The sequence below is a fragment of the Curtobacterium sp. 1310 genome (genome assembly GCF_017834105.1).
Classification (GTDB): Bacteria; Actinomycetota; Actinomycetes; order Actinomycetales; family Microbacteriaceae; genus Curtobacterium.
Map to the genome: position 1 here is coordinate 139,009 of NZ_JAFICY010000005.1, position 18,836 is coordinate 157,844.

The following is an 18,836-nucleotide window of genomic DNA, read 5'->3' on the forward strand; positions in this document are numbered from 1 at the left end:
TGCCCCCGGTCGACCCCTCGTCGACCTCGCGTCATGTTACCGGCCGGACCCTGCGGCGTACTGCACGTCGATCGCGTGCTGCGTGAAGCCGGACCGGCGGTAGAGCGCGAGCGCGGGCTCGTTGTCGCCCTCGACGTAGAGCGCAGACGCGGTCAGTCCGCGACCGGCCAGCCGGGCCGAGCCCGCGCGCATCAGGACCCCGCCGAGCCGACGCCCCTGCAGGTCCGGCCGGACCGCGACCGCGTAGAACTCGCCGACGCCGTCCTCGACCTTGAGCCAGCACGATCCCGCGAGCGCGCCGGAGTCGTCGCGCAGGAGCAGCAGGTCGTCGCCGGAGAACCACGGCTCGGCCTCGCGGGCGCGCAGGTCCTCGAGCGTCATCCGGCCCTGCTCGGGGTGGTGCGCGAAGGCCGCGGCGTTGAGGGTCAGCCAGGCGTCCTCGTCCTCGGGGTCGCCCGGGCGGAAGGCGTCGAGCCGGTACCCGTCGGGGACATCGGCCCCGGTGGGTTCGTCCGACACCGTCGCCCGGAGCTGCAGCATGGTCCGTACCGGAGTCCAGCCGTACCGGTCGGCGAGGGCGCGGGCGCCCGGGTGGTCCCCGTGCGCCCACGCGAGGCGCGGAACGTCCGAGGCCGCCGTCGCGCCCCCGGCGCCCGGGGTGAGCACCTGCGCGACGAGTGCCGACCCGACGCCCTGGCCACGGGCCTCCGGGGCGACGACGAGTTCCAGCTCGCCGTCCCGGACCACGGCGACCCCACGTTCGTCCCCGACCACCGCGGCACGGCCGGCGCGCACGTCGACCAGGGTCTGGTCGGAGAACGGCGGGGCCTCTCCCGCGGCGGTCGCGGCGGCGGCGAGCATCTCGACGACGGCGAGCACTACTGGGCCGCCAGCCGGTCGGCCTCGTCGTCGTGCACGTTGAAGCGGTAGCCGACGTTGCGGACCGTGCCGATGAGCGACTCGAGATCGCCGAGCTTGGCGCGGAGCCGTCGCACGTGCACGTCGACCGTGCGGGTGCCGCCGAAGTAGTCGTAGCCCCAGACCTCGCTGAGGAGCTGCTCGCGGGTGAAGACGCGCGATGGGTGCGACGCGAAGAAGCGCAGGAGCTCGAACTCCTTGAAGGTGAGGTCGAGCGGCCGGCCCCGCACCTTCGCCGAGTAGCTCGCCTCGTCGATGACGACCCCGGAGGCCTGGATCTTCGAGCCCGACGGGTTCTTGGCGGCGCGTCCCGTGGTGAGGCGGATGCGCGCGTCGACCTCGGCGGGCCCGGCGCTCTCGAGCACGACGTCGTCGACGTTCCACTCGCTGTTCACCGCGGTGAGCCCGCCCTCGGTCACGACGAGGATGACCGGCGTCGTCGAGCCGCTCGTCGCGAGGATCTTGCACAGCGCCTTGGCGCTCACGAGGTCGAGGCGGGCGTCCACGAACATCAGGTCGCTCTGCGGGGCGTTGACCAGCTGGGCGGCCTCGGCCGGGACGTGGCGGATCCGGTGGCTCAGCAGACCGAGACTCGGCAGGACGTCGCCGGGCGCGGCTGAGGTGAGTACCAGGAGCTGGGCCACAGGACCTCCAGAACGAGGGGACGTCGTGGAACCATCCTAGTGATGTGTCGGAAGAGGCCCGCCGACCGGCCGGTCGGTCGGGCGTCCCGGTCGGCGAGGCCCTGTCATGATGGAACGCGTGACCGAGCCCGTCCCGCCCCTCGACCAGCGCCGCCTGCGGCTCACCTCCGTGCTGCCGGTCTGGGTCCTCGCCGTGGTCGGTGCGGTGCTCGTGCTGACCCTGACGCAGAAGGACTCGTTCGCCTGGCTCCTGCTCGTCTTCGTGCTCTGCGTGCTCGTGAGCTTCGTGCTGCAGCTCATCACCGCGACCAAGGACGGGCTGGTCGAGCGGATCAGCACCGCGTCCTCCGGCGCCTTCGTCGTCGTGCTCGTCACGGCCGTGGTGCTGCTGGCGCGCTGAGCCGCGCGACCTGCGACCGCGCGGCACGCCCCCTGGCGCCGTCAGGCGTCCCGCGTAGACTCGCGGCATGGATTCGCTGCTTGCGCTCGAGCTGTTCTACGTGGGCCTCCTCGGCCTGGCGTCGCTCGCGATCGCGTTCATCTCGGTCGTCGTCGTCGTGAAGCTGTTCAAGGGTCAGCGTTGATCGAACTGCCCGAGGGTCTGGCGCCCGAACTCGTCCCGCTGTCCTGGCTCGTCGGTGTCTGGGAGGGCACGGGCGTCGTCGAGTACCCCGTGGGCGACGAGGACGAGCCCCGCAAGTACGAGTTCGGCCAGCGCGTGAGCTTCAGCCACGACGGCCTGCCGTACCTCAACTACTCCTCGACGACGTGGCTGCTCGACGACGACCACACGCCGCTCGCCGCCGAGATGGGTTACTGGCGCATCGACCGGCCGAACGAGCCCGGTGACCGCGGTCCCGCGATGCTCATGGGCGACGGCCCCGCGCCGTTCAGCACGGTGGAGAGCGTCGAGGCGCTCCGGAACACGACCGACGGCTTCGACGTCGAGGCCGCGATCATCCACCCGACCGGGGTCAACGAGCTCTACGTCGGCCGCGTCAGGAAGGGCCGGATCGACCTGGCCACCGACGCCGTGATGCGCTCGCCGAACGCGAAGGACTACTCGGCCGCGACCCGCCTGTACGGGTTGGTCGAGGGCAAGCTCTTCTGGGCGTGGGACATCGCTGCGCTCGGGCAGCAGCTCACCTCGCACGCCTCGGGGCAGCTCGCGAAGGTCGACTGATGTCCGCCTTCAGCGGGCGCGACGGTTTCGTCGCGACCGAGGCCGGTCCTGCCGCCCACTTCGGCAGCCCCGTCGGTGAGCAGCGGGCGCTCGCCTCCGGTCGCGCGGTCGTCGAGCTCGGCCTCGGGGTCGTCACGGTCAGTGGTCCGGACCGCCTGTCCTGGCTCAACTCGATCACCTCGCAGCTGCTCACCGGGCTCGAGCCCGGCGTCAGCACCGAGACGCTCGTCCTCGACCAGTCCGGCCGCGTCGAGCACGCCGCACGGGTGGTCGACGACGGCGAGCTCACCTGGCTCCTCACCGAGCCCGCGGACGCCGCACCGCTCGCGGCCTGGCTCGACTCGATGCGCTTCATGCTCCGCGTCGAGGTCACCGACCGGTCGGCCGACCTCGTCACGCTCGGCCGCTTCGCGGGTTCGGCAGCGCCCGACGGCGTGGTCGTCGAGTGGGTCGACCCGTGGTCGTCGGTCACGCCCGGCGGATGGGGCTACGCCGCCCCGGAGGCCCATCCTGCCTCCGACTGGACCCTCCGCATCGACGTGGTCACCCCGGACGCCGTGGCTGCGCTGGCAGCGTCGGACACGCCGGTCGCGGGGCTGCTCGCGTTCGAGGCCCTGCGCATCGCCGCGTGGCGGCCCTCGCTCGCGGACGTCGACGAGCGGACGATCCCGCACGAGCTCGACTGGCTCCGCTCCGCCGTGCACCTGTCGAAGGGTTGCTACCGCGGGCAGGAGACCGTCGCCAAGGTGCACAACCTCGGGCACCCGCCGCGCCGCGTGGTGATGCTGCACCTGGACGGCTCGGACGGCGTGCTGCCCGCGCCGGGCACCGCGGTCGAGCTCGACGGCAAGGACGTCGGGCGGCTCACCGCGTCGGCGCTCCACCACGAGCTCGGGCCGGTCGGGCTCGCGGTCGTGAAGCGCTCGCTCGACCCCGCCGTGACGCTGACCCTGACCGTCGACGACGTCGTGGTCACTGCCGCGCAGGAGACGATCGTCCCGCCGGAGGCCGGCGCGACGGCGAACGTCCCGCGCCTGCCCCGGCTCGGAGCCGTGCGCCGCTCGTAGTCGTCGCGGGACGCGGTCCGGCGAGACTCGGCCCCGCGGACGTGTTCGCGCCCGCACGACCGTGGACGTGTCCGCCTGGGCGAGTCTCGTGGCGCGGCGGCCGCTCAGGCGGGAGCGACGGCCGACCACGGGACGCTGAGCTCGCCGAGACGCCAGCGCGTCACCCCGTGCAGCACCGGCCAGCCCCGGTCGCGCATGCCGTGCACCGTCGCGATCCACCGCTGGCGGGGGCCGTACGTGCCGAGCGGAGCGGCGACCGCCCACGCACGATCGAGGTCGAGCAGGAACGCGTGCACCCGCTCCCCGGGGACGTTGCGGTGGATCAGGGCCTTCGGCAGTCGCTCCGCCACGATGCTCGGCAGCTCGAGGTCGGCGACGCGCAGGGACACCGTGAACGTGTGCGGCTCGTGCTCGTCGAGCGTGACCCAGGACGCCACGCGGCCGACCTCGTTGCAGGTGCCCTCGACGAGTGTCCCGCCGGGCTGCAGGCGGTCCTGCATGATCCGCCACGAGTCGACGACGGCGGACTCGTCGTACTGCCGCAGGACGTTGAACGCGCGGATCACGGCGGGACGGCGGCCACCGGGCGTCGGCGTCTCGAAGCCGCCGAGCCGGAACGTCACCCCGTCACGGGTGCCCGCGTTCGCCAGCGCCACGCGCGACGGCTCGATCTCGATGCCGGTGACCTCGACGTCGGGTCGGACCCGGGCCAGCCGGTCGCGGAGCTCCAGGGTCGTCGTCGGTCGGGCGCCGTACCCGACGTCGGCCACGAGCGGGTCGTCCGTCCGGCGAAGGACGGGGAGCGCGGCGATCCAGCGGTCGACACGACGGAGCCGGTTGTACCCGGTGGTCCCGCGCGTGACGTTCCCGATGGGCATGGACCCCAGGGTACCGAGGCGCACCCGCTCGGTAGACTCGGACGCATGACCTCCACGCTCGTCCTGCTGCGTCACGGCAACAGTGACTGGAACCAGAAGAACCTGTTCACCGGTTGGGTCGACGTCCGGCTCTCCGAGCTCGGCGAGAAGGAGGCGAAGCGTGCCGGCACCCTCATCGCCGAGTCGGGCATCGTCCCCGACGTCCTCTACACGTCGCTGCTGACCCGCGCGATCCAGACCGCCGACATCGCCCTGCTCGAGGCCGACCTGGCCTGGCTGCCGGTGAAGCGCGACTGGCGCCTCAACGAGCGCCACTACGGAGACCTGCAGGGCAAGGACAAGGCCCAGACGCTCGAGCAGTACGGCGAGCAGCAGTTCATGGAGTGGCGTCGCTCGTTCGACGTGCCGCCGCCCCCCATCGCGGACGACGCCGAGTGGTCGCAGGCCGGGGACCGCCGCTACGCCGACCTCGGCGACCAGCTGCCCCGCACCGAGTCGCTGAAGCTCGTCATCGACCGGCTGCTGCCGTACTGGGAGTCCGACATCACGAAGGACCTGGGCGAGGGGAAGACCGTCCTGGTCACCGCGCACGGCAACTCGCTCCGCGCCCTCGTGAAGCACCTCGACGGCATCTCCGACGACGACATCGCGGGCCTCAACATCCCGACGGGCATCCCCCTCGTGTACGAGCTCGACGACGACTTCCGTCCGACGAAGCCCTCGTACTACCTCGACCCGGAGGCCGCCGCTGCCGGTGCCGCCGCGGTCGCCGCGCAGGGCGCCAAGAAGTAGCACCAGCACGACGAACGCCCCGCCGGACACCGGCGGGGCGTTCGTGCACCCGCGGCGGACCTCAGACGAAGTGGTCGGCGATCTCCTGCACGAGCGCCCCGACGTCGTAGGGGCGACCGGTGTCGACCCGCACGACGGGGACGCCCGGCAGCCCGATCGGTGCGGCCGCGTCGCCGTGCTCGTCCCAGAAGGCCAGGATCTCCGCCAGGTCCCCGTGCACCTCGTGCCGGCCGGGCAGTGTGCCGGGCTCGTACCGGTCGCGCAGCCGGTCCGCGGCGGTGACCCGGTCGACCTGGCAGAACACCTCGACGGCGCGCGGTGAGCCGGCGGAGGCGAGTCCGGCCTCCAGACGGTCGCGGTCACGGGACGGCAGCCAGACGGCGTCGAGGACGACCCCGTTCTCGACGGCCTGCGCCATCGACCACATCGTGTCCATCGCGATGCCGCCGAGCTCGCGCGAGCCGATCATCGGACCGACCACGTCGGCCAGGGGTTCCTTGATGCGGTCCTTCGACAGGAAGGGACAGCCGAGCACCTCGGCCAGGGCGGCGCCCACCGTGCTCTTGCCCGAACCGGGCATCCCGTTGACGACGATCGCGACCTGAGCCATGCCACGATCCTCCCGTCCCCGCCACGCCTTCGCAAAACGCAACGAAGGCGGTTGCTCGCAGCGGTACAGCACTGCGAGCAACCGCCGAGGTTGCGTCTTGCGGAACGGGAGAACCCGTCAGGCGGGGGAGGCCGTCACCGACGCGGCGCCGGTCCAGTCGCCGGTCGCCAGGTACTCGACCTTCTTGGCGATGGACACCGCGTGGTCCGCGAAGCGCTCGTGGTAGCGCGAGGCCAGGGTCGCGTCGACCGTGTCGATCGGGTTCCCCTTCCAGGTCTCGCCGAGCACGAAGTCGAACACGCTCGCGTGCAGCTCGTCGACGGCGTCGTCCTCGTCGCGGATCTCCGCGGCCAGGGCGATGTCCTCGGTCGCGAGCAGGCGCGTGAGCTTCTGGGCCATCTGCACGTCGTGCGCGCCCATCTGCTTGAAGGTGCCGCGCAGGCCCTTCGGCACGACCTTCTCGGGGAAGCGCTGGCGGGCGAGCTGCGCGATGTGCTCGGCCATGTCGCCCATGCGCTCGAGCGACGAGCTGACGCGCAGCGCGGTCACGACGACGCGGAGGTCACGGGCGACCGGCGCCTGCCGCGCGAGGATGTCGATCGCGATCTCGTCGAGGCTGTTCGCCGCGTGGTCGATCATGGCGTCGTCGGCGATCACCTCCTCGGCGAGGGCGACGTCGGACTCGCTGAACGCCTGCGTCGCACGGGTGATGGCGGACTCGACGAGTCCGGCGATCTCGGTCAGACGCTCCTGGACGTCCTGGAGCTCCTGCTGGAAGACTTCGCGCATGGGGGATGTGCCTCTCTGATGCGTACCGGACGAGTGTCGTCAGCCCAGGTGAACGAACGGTGACCTGCGGCTGAACACCTCACGATCCGGGGCCTCGACTGCGCGGAAGCGGGGTGAACGGCGTCGGAACCCCGCGTGACGATCCCTACACTGGCGGCATGGACAACGCGTGGCTCGTGCCACTGTCGATGCTCCTCGGCGGGGTCTTCGGCGCAGGGGTCGTGGTGCTGGTCATCACGGCGGAGCGCACGGCCCGGGCAGCCGACGTCGCGGAACGGACGCTGCCCGACGGCGTCGCCGCGGTCATCGCCACGATGCACAACCCGGCCGTGGTCGTCGACCCCTCGAACACGGTCGTCGCCGCGTCGCCGCAGGCACTGACCGTCGGGCTCGTCGTGCGGCGGAAGCTCGTGCACGCCGAGCTCGTCGCCCTGGTGGACCAGGTGCGCAGGAGCGGGGAGATGGGGTCGGAGGACCTCGAGCTGCCCCGCGGGCGCAGCGGGGAACTGGTCGGCTACCTGAGCTTCCGGGCGGCGCAGCTCGGCAACCGCTACGTGCTCGTCACGGCCGACGACCTGACCGAGAGCCGCCGCATCGACGAGGTCCGACGCGACTTCGTGGCGAACATCTCGCACGAGCTGAAGACCCCCATCGGGGCGATCGGCCTGCTCGCCGAGACCCTCGTCGTCGCCGCCGACGACCCGGACCACGTGAAGCGGTTCGCCGGGCAGCTCATCACCGAGTCCGAGCGGCTCGGGGCCCTGACGAAGGACATCATCGAGCTGTCGCGGCTGCAGTCGGTCGACACCCTCGAGAACAGCGAGGAGACGTCGGTCGACAAGATCGTGCAGGCGGCGGTCGACGCGAACGAGGTCGTCGCCCGCGCCCGGGAGATCGAGATCGTGCGGGCCAAGCGGTCGAAGCTGCGGGTCATGGGCGACCCGGGGCTGCTGCAGGTCGCGGTGTCGAACCTCATCGCCAACGCGGTCAAGTACTCCCCGGACCACACCCGTGTGGGCGTCGGCGTCCGCTCGACCAAGGGCTTCGTCGAGATCGCGGTGACCGACCAGGGCGTCGGCATCCCGGAGGCCGATCTCGACCGCGTGTTCGAGCGCTTCTACCGCGTCGACCCCGCACGGTCGCGGGCGACCGGCGGCACCGGTCTCGGGCTCGCCATCGTCAAGCACGTCGTCGGCAACCACGGCGGCGACGTCCGCGTCTGGTCGCAGCCCGGCAAGGGCTCGACCTTCACGATCCGCCTGCCCGAGGCGGATCCCGAACTCACCACCGCACTCGAAGAGCAACTGGAAGAGCAGTCATCGTGACCAAGATCCTCATCGTCGACGACGAGCCGGCCCTGAGCGAGCCCCTGGAGTTCCTCCTGCAGCGCGAGGGGTACGAGACCGCCGTCGCCGCGGACGGCGTGACCGCGCTGTCGAAGTTCGACACCGAGAACCCCGACCTGATCCTGCTCGACCTCATGCTGCCCGGGCTGAGCGGCACCGAGGTCTGCCGGCAGGTCCGGACGCGCTCGAACGTGCCGATCATCATGCTCACCGCGAAGGACTCCGAGGTGGACATCGTCGTCGGGCTCGAGCTCGGCGCCGACGACTACGTGACGAAGCCGTACTCGACCCGGGAGCTCCTGGCCCGGCTCCGGGCGGTGCTGCGTCGGCGCACCGAGGACGACCCGGGCGACAGCGGCATCCTGCAGGTCGGCGGGATCCGGATGGACGTCGAGCGGCACACCGTGACGGTCGACGGGGCGGAGACGCCGATGCCCCTCAAGGAGTTCGAGCTGCTCGAACTCCTGCTCCGGAACGCCGGACGCGTGCTCACCCGCGGGCAGCTCATCGACCGCGTGTGGGGGTCGGACTACTTCGGGGACACGAAGACGCTCGACGTGCACATCAAGCGCATCCGGTCGAAGATCGAGCGTGTGCCGAGCGCCCCGGAGGTCCTGGTGACGGTGCGCGGTCTGGGGTACCGGATCGAGGGCTGACCGGCGACGCACGGGAGGCCCGGTGCCGGTTCTCGGAACCGGCACCGGGCCTCCGGTGCGTTGCGTCAGGTCGTCGCGCCCGTCCGGCGCGCGGCGGTCAGTTCGTGCCGCTGTCGCCCTCGGACGAGTCGGTCTGCGAGTCGCCCGACTGGGTGCCCGGAGCCGTGGCGTCGCCGGTGGGCTCGGAGCCGCTCTCCGACGGCGAGGTCTCCGTGCTCGACGGGGTGGCCGACGGGGACGTCGTCGGGGCGAGGGTCTGGTACTCCTCGAGGGCGCTGGTGAGCACCGGGACGTTGGCCGAGACACCCTCGGCGCCCGAGTACGAGAAGTACGTCTTGACGAGCGAGCCGGGGACGGCGTCGGCACCCGAGAAGACGAGCTCCGGCTGGCCGGCGGAGCGCGTGCCCTGCGTCTCGGCGCCGGACTGGACGCTGGACTCGGCCTCGCTCGAGGGGCCGGCCGGGACGGCGGGATCGACGTGCGAGTTCGCCGGGATCTCGACCGTCTGGGTCACGCCGCCGACCTCGACGCTCATGGTGACGTCCTTCGACCCCGTGTTGATGAAGCTCCCGACGAAGCGCGCGTCCTCGCCGCCGTCGGAGATGAGCAGCGCGTTCCGGATGTCGATCGAGCCGGTGCTGACGTTCACGCCGTCGGTGATCTGCTTGATCTCCTTGGTGTGCGCGGGCGACATGAACTCGCAGCCGGTGGCGCCGAGCGCGATGGATGCCGCAACGGCGACGGACACGAGTACCCGAGCTCGCAAGAGATTCCTCCGGAAGATCACGATGTGGACCAGGCGGTCCGCGTCCATCCTACCGATCGTCGGGGGTGCGGGCCGCCCAGGCCCCTTACCCGAAAGGTGCTTGTGGTAAACTGGGGGTCCTGGGAACGGAGCCTGATACATGCAATTCGAGGTCGGCGAGACCGTCGTCTACCCCCACCACGGGGCGGCAACCATCTCTGAAGTCAAGACGCGCGTCATCAAGGGCGAGGAAAAGGTCTACCTGAAGCTGCGTGTCACGCAGGGTGACCTGACGATCGAGGTGCCGGCGGACAACGTCGACCTGGTCGGCGTCCGTGACGTCATCGGCAAGGAAGGCCTCGACAAGGTCTTCGAGGTCCTGCGGGCGCCCTTCACGGAAGAGCCCACGAACTGGTCGCGCCGGTACAAGGCGAACCTGGAGAAGCTGGCGTCCGGTGACGTCATCAAGGTCTCCGAGGTCGTGCGCGACCTCTGGCGCCGCGACCAGGACCGCGGGCTCTCCGCGGGTGAGAAGCGGATGCTGGCCAAGGCCCGGCAGATCCTGATCTCCGAGCTCGCCCTGGCCGAGAAGACCGACGAGGACAAGGCATCGACCGTCCTCGACGAGGTCCTCGCCTCGTAGCGCGGACCGCCGCTGGACGACACGACGACGACCGCCCTGCTCCCCGATCGGGTGAGCAGGGCGGTCGTCGTCGTCGCAGCCGGTTCCGGCACGCGGTTGGGCATCGGGGACGCGAAGGCGTTCGTCCCGGTCGCGGGCGAGCCGATGCTCACCCGCGCCCTGCGCACCGTGCTCACCCTGGCCGAGCCGACCGTCCTCGTGGTCGTGGCACCCGCAGCCCGGCTCGACGAGTGCCGCGCCCTGGTCGCGGCGACCGCCGGACACGCGGTCGACCTCACCGTGGTCGTCGCGGGCGGTGCTGACCGCCACGCCTCGGTCCAGGCGGGCCTCGACGCCCTGCCGCACGGCATCGAGTGGGTCGGTGTCCACGACGCCGCCCGCTGCCTGACGCCGGCGGCGCAGTTCGACGCCGTGTTCGACCGTGCAGGCGCGACCGGTGACGGCGTCGTCCCGGCCCTGCCCGTCACGGACACGGTCAAGCGTGTCGACGCGGACGTCGTGGTCGAGACCGTCGACCGGTCGGCGCTCGTCGGGGTGCAGACGCCGCAGGTCTTCCCGCTCGCCGCACTCCGGGCCGCCTACGCGGGCGCCGAGCGCTCCGAGACCGACGACGCGGGTGTGTTCCGGGCGGCCGGGGGAACGGTCCGCACGGTGCCGGGAGACGCCGACGCGTTCAAGATCACCACGCGGTGGGACCTCGCGCGGGCCGAGGCGCTCGTGGCCTCCCGCACCGGTGCGGCAGCCGCGGCGCCCGACGTCCGCGTGGGCCTCGGGGTCGACGTGCACGCCTTCGACGCCGCGTCGCCGTGCCGGGTCGGGCTGCTCGACTTCCCCGGCGAACCGGGGCTCTCCGGGCACAGCGACGGCGACGCGGTCGCCCACGCGGTCTGCGACGCACTGCTGTCGGCGGGCGGCCTCGGTGACATCGGCGGGCGCTTCGGCACCTCCGACCCGCGCTACGCCGGGGCCACCGGTGACGTCTTCGTCCGCGGGGCCGTCGAGCTCCTGCGCTCGGCCGGTCTCGCGCCGACCTCGGTCACGGTCCAGGTGATCGGGAACCGTCCCCGCATCGGTGCCCGACGCGACGAGATGCAGGCCGCCCTGGCCGCGGTCGTCGGTGCTCCCGTCGCGGTCTCCGGCACGACGACGGACGGCCTCGGCCTGACCGGGCGCGGGGAGGGGCTCGCGGCGATCGCGACCGCCGTCGTCCGGCCGCGCTGACCGCTGCCGACCCCCTCCGTCACCCGGCGCGTCCGACGTCCTAGGCTTGGGGCGTGACCGTTCGCCTGTACGACTCCCGCGCCGCAGCCGTCGTCGACCTCGTCCCGCTGGTCGACGGACAGGTGAGCATGTACGTGTGCGGGCCGACGGTGCAGTCGTCGCCGCACATCGGGCACCTGCGCTCGGCACTGGTCTACGACGTGTGGCGCCGGTGGCTGACGTACCGCGGGTACCGGGTGACCCTCGTGCGGAACGTCACCGACATCGACGACAAGGTGCTCGACCTGGCCGCGGGCACCGACGAGCAGTGGTTCGCCCGGGCGTACCGCGTCGAGCGGGAGTTCACCGCCGCGTACGACGCCCTCGGGATCCTCGCCCCGACGTACGAGCCGCGGGCGACCGCGAGCGTGCCGCAGATGCACGAGATCATCGAGCGGCTGATCGAGCGCGGGTACGCGTACGCCGCCGCCGACGGCACGGGCGACGTGTACTTCGACACCGGCAGCTGGGAGTCCTACGGCGCCCTGACGCGCCAGCGACGCGAGGACATGGTCGAGGCCACCGACGCCGACCCCCGCGGCAAGCGCGATCCGCGGGACTTCGCGCTCTGGAAGGGTGCCAAGCCGGGCGAGCCGACGACGGCGACCTGGGACTCCCCGTGGGGGCCGGGCCGCCCGGGCTGGCACATCGAGTGCTCGGCGATGTCGCGGCGCTACCTCGGCCCGGCGTTCGACATCCACGGCGGCGGCCTCGACCTGCGCTTCCCGCACCACGAGAACGAGCTCGCGCAGTCGACCGCGGCCGGCGACCCGTTCGCGTCGTACTGGCTGCACAACGGCCTGGTGACGGTCGAGGGGCAGAAGATGTCGAAGTCCCTCGGGAACTCGATCTTCGCCGCCGACTTCCTCGCGTCCGCCCGTCCGGTCGTGGTCCGGTACTTCCTCGGCGCGGCGCACTACCGGTCCTCGATCGACCACCACGACGGCTCGCTGGCCGAGGCCGAGGCCGCCTACGACCGGATCGAGGGGTTCCTGGCCCGCGCGGAACCCCGGCTCGAGGGGGTCCCGCTCCGCGACGCCCCGGCCGTGCCCGACGCGTTCGCGGCCGCGATGGACGACGACCTCGCGGTGCCGCAGGCACTGGCCGTGCTGCACGAGACGGTCCGCGCCGGGAACGCCGCGCTCGACGCCGACGATGCGGAAGCGCTCGGGGTCGCGTACCATCAGGTGGCCGCCATGGTCGAGGTCCTCGGCATCGACCCGCGAGCGGCCCACTGGTCCGGTGGTGCGCAGGACGTCTCGGCCGCACCGCTCGCCGCGCTCGTCGACCGCCTCGTGCAGGAGCGCGCCGATGCCCGTGCGGCACGCGACTTCGCCACGGCGGACCGGGTGCGGGACGACCTCGCAGCCGCGGGGATCACCATCGAGGACACCGCAGCAGGAACACGCTGGAGCATCGCCTGACAACGGCCGTGCCGGACAGGAGAGAGCAATGAAGAACGTCTCGGGGAGCAAGAAGGGCCGGCCCGGCGCCGTCCGCTCCGGCCGCAAGGGCAACAAGCAGGTCGGCTCCGGCGGCCAGGGCGCGCAGGCGCTCGAGGGGCGCAAGCCCACGCCGAAGGCCGAGGACCGGCCGTACCACCCCGCCGGCAAGCGCAAGGCGGCGAAGGACCGGCTCGACGCTGCCCGCGGCCGTCACGGTGCGTCGAGCTCGCCGCAGCAGCGCACCGGTCGGCCGCCGCAGCGCAAGAGCGACGACTCCGAGCTCGTGACCGGGCGCAACTCCGTGCTCGAGGCCCTGCGCACGAAGACCCCGTCGACGACGCTGTACATCGCCGCCCGCATCGAGGTCGACGACCGCGTCAAGGAGATCCTGGCGCTCGCCAACCACCGCGGCGTCCCGATCATGGAGATCATGCGGCCGGAGCTCGACCGCATCACGGGCCACGACAGCGTGCACCAGGGTGTCGCGCTGAAGGTCCCGGCGTACGAGTACGCCGTCGCCGAGGACCTCGCCGAGCGCGCGTTCTCCCGCGACCAGGTCCCGCTCATGGTCGCCCTCGACGGCATCACCGACCCGCGGAACCTCGGCGCGATCATCCGCTCGACCGCGGCCTTCGGTGGCCACGGCGTCATCGTGCCGCAGCGCCGCTCGGTCGGCGTCACGGCGTCGGCGTGGAAGACGAGTGCCGGTGCCGCTGCGCGCACGCCCGTCGCGATGGCGCCGAACCTGACGCAGACGCTCAAGTCGCTGAAGTCGATGGGGCTCTTCGTGCTCGGTCTCGACGGCGACGGGGACGTGGAGCTCGACGCTCTCGAGCTCGCCGACCGGCCGATCGTGATCGTCGTCGGGTCCGAGGGCAAGGGTCTGTCCCGCCTGGTCACCGAGACCTGCGACGCGATCGTCTCGATCCCGATCTCCAGCGCCACCGAGTCGCTCAACGCGGGCATCGCCGCGAGCGTCACCCTGTGGGAGGTCGCTCGGCGCCGTCGCGCCGAGTAGGCGCGCGCTGCGCGGTGGCGCAGCACGCAGCCACCCGACCACCTGGAGGCCCGGTGCCGGTCCACGAGACCGGCACCGGGCCTCCAGTCCGTCCGGCTACACCGTCGCGCGCCAGTCCTCGACGTCGTCCTCGTCTGCCGTGTCGTCCTCGACGACGGGGATCGGCAGCGTCATGGACGACGTCGGCGGGTTGATGAGCAGCCGCTCGTCGCGGCGGTGTCGCAGCACGTCGTTGATGTACGCCGTCGTGGCCTCGGGCAGGGAGACCGAACGCTCTTCCTCCTGGGACATGAACCAGCGGTGCTCGAGCAGCTCGTGGAAGACCTCGGCGGGCTCCAGACGTCCGCGCAGGTCACGCGGGATCGAGCGGATCACCGGCTCGAACACCCGGGACACCCACTCGTGCGCCACCATCTCCTCGTCGAGCTGGTCCCGCCCGTTCCGCGCCCGGTAGGCGTCGAGGTCGTTGAGCAGCCGCCGCGCCTGGTTCTCGCCGGCGTCGAGCCCGGTCAGCCGGAGCAGACGCCTCTGGTGGTGTCCGGCGTCGACGACCTTCGGCTGGATCCGCACCTGCGAGCCGCCCTCGGTGGTGTGGATCGAGAGCTCCTCGATGTCGAACCCGAGGGCGTTCAGACGCTCGACCCGGTCGTTGATGCGCCAGCGCTCCTTGACGTCGAACTGCTCGGTGCCGGTCAGCTCCTTCCAGAGCGTCCGGTACTGCGCGACGATCCGGTTCGACACGTCCACGGGGTCGGCGTTCTCGTCGAGGCGCCCGCCGGCCTCGAGGTCGAGGAGCTCGCCGGCGATGTTGACCCGGGCCACCTCGAGGTCGTTCTCGCGCTGGCCGTTGGAGAGGCCGCCCGGGTAGAGCTTCCCGGTCTCGGCGTCCACGAGGTACGCGGCGAAGGCACCCGCGTCGCGGCGGAACAGGGTGTTCGACAGCGAGACGTCGCCCCAGTAGAAGCCGATGACGTGCAGGCGCACGAGCAGCAGCGCGAGGGCGTCGACCAGGCGCGTGGCGGTCTCGGGTCGCAGGGTCTGCGAGTACAACGCGCGGTACGGCAGCGAGAAGCGCAGGTGTCGGGTCACGAGCACCGGGTGCAGGGGCTCGCCGTCGGCGTCGGCCCGGTTCGTGATCACCGCGACCGGGTCGACGCACGGCACGTCCATGCGCTGCAGGGTCCGGAGCATCTCGTACTCGGCCCGCGCGACCTCCTCCCCGGTCTCCTTGACGGCCGCGACGTACCCGCTCAGGTGCACGAAGCGCACGAGGTGCCGCGAGATGCCCTTCGGCAGGGCGACGATGACGTCGTCGGGCCAGTCCTCGAGCGGCAGGTCCCACGGCAGGTCGAGCAGGCCGGGGTCGACGGTGGCGGCGGTGATGGCGAGGGAGTCGGGCACGGTTGGCTCCTGGAGGGCGCGGCACCGGACGTCGGGCTCGTGGCGGCGGCACCACGCGCACGGCGTCCGGTGGGTGGAACAGCGGGAGCCCGCGCCCGCCCTGGTGAGGCGGGCGCGGGCTCCCGGGGGAACTGCGCAGACTACGCGCTGACGACTGCCTTGTCGTCGAGGCGCTCGCCCGACTCGGTGTCGAAGGCGTGCACGTGGCCCTGCTTCGGCGTGATGACGATCGTGTCGCCGATCGACGGGTGCGAACGCCCGTCGACACGGGCGACGATGTCGGTGCGCTGGCCGTTCACGTCGGCGTGGCCGTAGAGGTAGCCGTCGGCGCCGAGCTCCTCGACGACGTCGACCGTCACCGGCAGGCCCTCGCCCGAGGTCGACACGACGACGTCCTCGGGGCGGATGCCGACGGTGATGTTGCCGGAGCGCGCGTTCGACAGGGTGTCGCGGTCGAGCGGGTGGTTCAGCGTGCCGAACTTGATGCCGCCCTCGATGACGTCGGCCGGCAGCAGGTTCATGGCCGGCGAACCGATGAAGCCGGCGACGAAGACGTTGTTCGGCTTCTCGTACAGGTCGCGCGGGGAGCCGACCTGCTGCAGGATGCCGTCCTTGAGCACCGCGATGCGGTCACCCATGGTCAGGGCCTCGGTCTGGTCGTGCGTGACGTAGACCGTGGTGACGCCGAGGCGACGCTGCAGCGACGCGATCTGCGTGCGGGTCTGCACGCGGAGCTTGGCGTCGAGGTTCGACAGCGGCTCGTCCATGAGGAACACCTGCGGCTGACGGACGATGGCGCGGCCCATCGCGACGCGCTGACGCTGACCACCCGAGAGCGCCTTCGGCTTGCGGCCGAGGTACTGCTCGAGGTCGAGGAGCTTCGCGGCCTCCTGCACGCGGGTGGCGCGCTCCTCCTTCCCGACACCGGCGATCTTGAGCGCGAAGCCCATGTTCTCGGCGACGGTCATGTGCGGGTACAGCGCGTAGTTCTGGAACACCATCGCGATGTCGCGGTCCTTCGGCGGGACGTCGGTGACGTCGCGCTCGCCGATGCGGATGGCGCCGGAGTTGACCTCTTCGAGGCCGGCGAGCATGCGCAGGGAGGTGGACTTGCCGCAGCCCGAGGGGCCGACGAGGACGAGGAACTCGCCGTCGGCGACGTCCAGGTCGAGGGAGTCGACCGCGGGGCGGGTGCCTCCGGGGTAGAGACGGGTTGCCTTGTCGTAGGTGACGGACGCCATGAGCGTTCGATCCTTCCTTCACCGGCAGGTACGTGCCGGACGATCCGTTGTGAAGCGGTTGCCCGTGGGGGCCCCGGATGGTCGTCGTCGACCATCGGTGCTCATACAACACGAGTTCCCCCGCCAGCGCCAGTGTCCGGTCCGACCTGGTTGGCTGGTCCCAGGAAGGACCACTACGATCGGCGGGTCCGTCCGGCGTACGGGGGAAGGCGAGGCCGTGCGGACGTCAGGAGCAACGTGAGGACCAACGACGCATGACCAACCGCCCCGAGGGTGACGCACGCGCCGCGCGCAACGAACGACGAGAGGCCGCACGGCAGCGGGCCCAGCGAGCACGGACCCAGCAGAAGCGCCGGCAGCGCGGCACACGCCTGGGACTGCAGATCGGGCTCGGGGTCGTGCTCCTCGCCGCGGTGGCGGTCGTCACGCTGGTGCTGGTCGACTCGGTGAAGCCCGCCGGCCCCGGACCGTCCACGATGTCGCAGGGCGGCATCACCATCGGCGAGGGCCTGCGCCCGGTCGGGGCGTCCTCGTCGTCCCCGACGCCCGACGCGACCGACGCGTCCGACCCGGTGCGGATCACCATGTACGTCGACTACCTCTGCGACACCTGCGCGCAGTTCGAGGACGCCAACAGCGAGTACATCGCGAGCCTGGTCGACTCCGGCGCCGCGACGGTCGACATCCACCCGGTCGCCGTGCTGACGAACCGGTCGCAGGGCACGAAGTACTCGCTGCGCGCCGCGAACGCCGCGGCCTGCGTCGCGGACCGGTCGCCCGACCAGTTCTACGCCGTGAACCAGGCGCTCTTCGCGCGGCAGCCCGACCAGGGCACCTCCGGCCTCACCGACGCGCAGCTCGAGCGGCTCGTCACCGGGGTCGACGGCGTGCAGGACGCGGCTGCGATCCGCGACTGCATCCAGGACCAGACCTACGCCAAGTGGGTCGACGAGCGCACGGCCGACGTGACCGGCGGCGACATCCCCGGTTCGTCGCTCGACGAGTTCCCCGGGCCGCCCCTGGTGCTCGTGAACGGCAAGCAGTACGAGCTCACCGCGCCGATCACCAACGACGACTTCCGCACCTTCGTGGTGTCGGCGGCCGGGGCGTCGGACGCGACGCCGTCGCCCACCGCGACCCCGACCCCCTCCGCGAGCGCGTCCGCCGGCTGACGTCGCGACCGGTCGGCAGACCGACGGACGGGAGGCTCCCCACCGGATCGGTGGGGAGCCTCCCGTGCGTCCGGGGGCGGCTCGTGACCCGAGCGTGCGTCCGCGGCCCGCGGATCAGAGCTGGGAGCCCGGCACGCTGAACGTGTCGCAGGCGGTGGCCCCGCGCTCGTAGCCCCGCGTGAACCACGCCTGGCGCTGGGCGCTGGACCCGTGCGTGAACGAGTCGGGGTCGACGCGACCCGTGGCCCGTTCCTGGATGCTGTCGTCGCCGACGGCGCTCGCGGCGGACAGCGCGTCGGCGATCTGCGCCCGGGTGACGGGTTCGAAGAACGTCTCGCCGTTCGCGTCGCGGGTGGTCGCGGCCGAGCCCACCCAGGAGCCCGCGTAGCAGTCCGCCTGCAGTTCGACGCGGACACTCCCCGAGGACGCGCCGGTGCCGGAGCGGTCGGTGTCGGCGAAGGTGCCCTCGAGCTGCTGCACGTGGTGGCCCCACTCGTGCGCGACGACGTACATCTGGGCGAGCGGACCGCCGGACGAGCCGTACCGGGACTGCAGGTCGTCGTAGAACGCCGTGTCGAGGAATATCGAGCGGTCCGGCGGGCAGTAGAACGGGCCGGTCGCCGCCGAGGCCTGGCCGCAACCGGTGTCCGTCGACCCGTCGAAGAGCACGAAGCCCGGCGTCGTGTACGAGATCCCGAGGTCGGCGGCCTCGCTCGTCCAGTAGGCGTCGAGCGACTCGGCCGCGCCCTCCATGCGGCACTCGACCCGCTGGTTCGCGTCGCGGCCGGTGCGGCACTCCTCGGCGGGCTGCACCGTCTCGTCCTGCTGCTGGATCTGGGTGGTGCCACTACCGTCGCCGACGATGCCGCTCAGGTCGACCCCGGTGAACTGCGCGATGAGGAACACCACGATCGCCGCGACACCGACGCCGCCACCACCGATCGCCGCCGTCCGCCCGCGGCGCTTCACCTTCCCGCCGCTGAGCTGCGAGTCCTCGTTGAACGTCATGCCGCCGACCGTACCCGCAG

The 18,836-nt window shown here is 71.9% G+C and carries 20 protein-coding genes; 11 read left to right on the plus strand and 9 right to left on the minus strand.

What is annotated here, in order from left to right:
• Positions 1–36: 36 nt before the first annotated feature.
• Positions 37–879: a mycothiol synthase gene (gene mshD, locus JOD95_RS13295; protein WP_307810452.1), complete on the minus strand. Its 843-nt coding sequence runs from the start codon at positions 877–879 to the stop codon at positions 37–39.
• Positions 879–1,562 carry a response regulator transcription factor gene (locus tag JOD95_RS13300; RefSeq protein ID WP_066656694.1) on the minus strand — a complete coding sequence of 228 codons (684 nt, stop codon included), beginning with the start codon at positions 1,560–1,562 and terminating at the stop codon, positions 879–881. Before JOD95_RS13300 ends, mshD begins: the two co-directional genes overlap by 1 nt.
• 118 nt (positions 1,563–1,680) lie before the next feature.
• On the opposite strand from JOD95_RS13300, the gene JOD95_RS13305 reads away from it, so the two are divergent.
• From JOD95_RS13305 to JOD95_RS13315, 3 genes are all read left to right on the plus strand, one after another.
• Positions 1,681–1,962: a hypothetical protein gene (locus JOD95_RS13305; protein ID WP_209685412.1), complete on the plus strand. Its 282-nt coding sequence runs from the start codon at positions 1,681–1,683 to the stop codon at positions 1,960–1,962.
• Positions 1,963–2,142: 180 nt separating this feature from the next.
• The gene (locus JOD95_RS13310; protein ID WP_066656691.1) at positions 2,143–2,745 is read left to right on the plus strand and encodes an FABP family protein; all 603 of its coding nucleotides are present in this window, start codon (positions 2,143–2,145) and stop codon (positions 2,743–2,745) included.
• Complete coding sequence (locus JOD95_RS13315; RefSeq protein WP_209685414.1) at positions 2,745–3,812, plus strand: folate-binding protein YgfZ; 1,068 nt, start codon at positions 2,745–2,747, stop codon at positions 3,810–3,812. The genes JOD95_RS13310 and JOD95_RS13315 overlap by 1 nt, the downstream gene beginning before the upstream one ends.
• 104 nt (positions 3,813–3,916) lie before the next feature.
• On the opposite strand, the gene JOD95_RS13320 is transcribed toward JOD95_RS13315, so the two are convergent.
• Positions 3,917–4,690, minus strand: a complete 774-nt coding sequence (locus JOD95_RS13320) for a class I SAM-dependent methyltransferase (RefSeq protein ID WP_209685415.1) — start codon at positions 4,688–4,690, stop codon at positions 3,917–3,919.
• A gap of 45 nt (positions 4,691–4,735) precedes the next feature.
• On the opposite strand from JOD95_RS13320, the gene JOD95_RS13325 reads away from it, so the two are divergent.
• Positions 4,736–5,482, plus strand: coding sequence for a phosphoglyceromutase (locus JOD95_RS13325; protein WP_066656688.1), 747 nt, complete (start codon positions 4,736–4,738; stop codon positions 5,480–5,482).
• 61 nt (positions 5,483–5,543) lie between these two features.
• Here the strand turns inward: JOD95_RS13325 and JOD95_RS13330 are convergent, their stop codons facing one another.
• A complete protein-coding gene (locus JOD95_RS13330) occupies positions 5,544–6,092 on the minus strand; it encodes an AAA family ATPase (protein WP_209685417.1) in 549 nt (182 codons plus the stop codon).
• 117 nt (positions 6,093–6,209) lie between these two features.
• The gene (gene phoU / locus JOD95_RS13335) at positions 6,210–6,881 is read right to left on the minus strand and encodes a phosphate signaling complex protein PhoU (RefSeq protein ID WP_066656682.1); all 672 of its coding nucleotides are present in this window, start codon (positions 6,879–6,881) and stop codon (positions 6,210–6,212) included.
• A gap of 158 nt (positions 6,882–7,039) precedes the next feature.
• On the opposite strand from phoU, the gene JOD95_RS13340 reads away from it, so the two are divergent.
• Complete coding sequence (locus JOD95_RS13340) at positions 7,040–8,206, plus strand: cell wall metabolism sensor histidine kinase WalK (protein ID WP_066656668.1); 1,167 nt, start codon at positions 7,040–7,042, stop codon at positions 8,204–8,206.
• Positions 8,203–8,883 carry a response regulator transcription factor gene (locus JOD95_RS13345; protein WP_066656662.1) on the plus strand — a complete coding sequence of 227 codons (681 nt, stop codon included), beginning with the start codon at positions 8,203–8,205 and terminating at the stop codon, positions 8,881–8,883. The genes JOD95_RS13340 and JOD95_RS13345 overlap by 4 nt, the downstream gene beginning before the upstream one ends.
• Positions 8,884–8,980: 97 nt before the next feature.
• Here JOD95_RS13345 and JOD95_RS13350 read toward each other — a convergent pair whose 3' ends face one another.
• On the minus strand, positions 8,981–9,697 hold the full coding sequence (locus JOD95_RS13350) for a hypothetical protein (protein ID WP_209685419.1): 717 nt from the start codon (positions 9,695–9,697) through the stop codon (positions 8,981–8,983).
• A gap of 91 nt (positions 9,698–9,788) precedes the next feature.
• On the opposite strand from JOD95_RS13350, the gene JOD95_RS13355 reads away from it, so the two are divergent.
• Genes JOD95_RS13355 through rlmB form a run of 4 tightly spaced genes read left to right on the plus strand, consistent with a single transcriptional unit; the run spans position 9,789 to position 13,994 of the window.
• Complete coding sequence (locus JOD95_RS13355; protein ID WP_017888066.1) at positions 9,789–10,271, plus strand: CarD family transcriptional regulator; 483 nt, start codon at positions 9,789–9,791, stop codon at positions 10,269–10,271.
• 51 nt (positions 10,272–10,322) lie between these two features.
• On the plus strand, positions 10,323–11,492 hold the full coding sequence (gene ispD / locus JOD95_RS13360) for a 2-C-methyl-D-erythritol 4-phosphate cytidylyltransferase (RefSeq protein WP_209685420.1): 1,170 nt from the start codon (positions 10,323–10,325) through the stop codon (positions 11,490–11,492).
• A 53-nt stretch (positions 11,493–11,545) separates the two neighbouring features.
• Entirely contained in the window at positions 11,546–12,955 is a 1,410-nt protein-coding gene (cysS, locus tag JOD95_RS13365; protein WP_209685422.1) for a cysteine--tRNA ligase, read from the plus strand.
• Positions 12,956–12,983: 28 nt separating this feature from the next.
• Positions 12,984–13,994 carry a 23S rRNA (guanosine(2251)-2'-O)-methyltransferase RlmB gene (gene rlmB, locus JOD95_RS13370; RefSeq protein WP_066656632.1) on the plus strand — a complete coding sequence of 337 codons (1,011 nt, stop codon included), beginning with the start codon at positions 12,984–12,986 and terminating at the stop codon, positions 13,992–13,994.
• Positions 13,995–14,090: 96 nt separating this feature from the next.
• On the opposite strand, the gene JOD95_RS13375 is transcribed toward rlmB, so the two are convergent.
• Both JOD95_RS13375 and JOD95_RS13380 read right to left on the minus strand, forming a co-directional pair.
• Positions 14,091–15,395: a DUF4032 domain-containing protein gene (locus JOD95_RS13375; RefSeq protein ID WP_209685424.1), complete on the minus strand. Its 1,305-nt coding sequence runs from the start codon at positions 15,393–15,395 to the stop codon at positions 14,091–14,093.
• Between the two features lie 140 nt (positions 15,396–15,535).
• The gene (locus JOD95_RS13380; protein WP_066656626.1) at positions 15,536–16,636 is read right to left on the minus strand and encodes an ABC transporter ATP-binding protein; all 1,101 of its coding nucleotides are present in this window, start codon (positions 16,634–16,636) and stop codon (positions 15,536–15,538) included.
• Between the two features lie 254 nt (positions 16,637–16,890).
• Here JOD95_RS13380 and JOD95_RS13385 point away from each other — a divergent pair, with 254 nt between their 5' ends.
• Positions 16,891–17,808, plus strand: coding sequence for a thioredoxin domain-containing protein (locus tag JOD95_RS13385; RefSeq protein WP_066656620.1), 918 nt, complete (start codon positions 16,891–16,893; stop codon positions 17,806–17,808).
• A gap of 114 nt (positions 17,809–17,922) precedes the next feature.
• On the opposite strand, the gene JOD95_RS13390 is transcribed toward JOD95_RS13385, so the two are convergent.
• Complete coding sequence (locus JOD95_RS13390) at positions 17,923–18,816, minus strand: neutral zinc metallopeptidase (RefSeq protein ID WP_209685426.1); 894 nt, start codon at positions 18,814–18,816, stop codon at positions 17,923–17,925.
• Positions 18,817–18,836 lie beyond the last annotated feature (20 nt).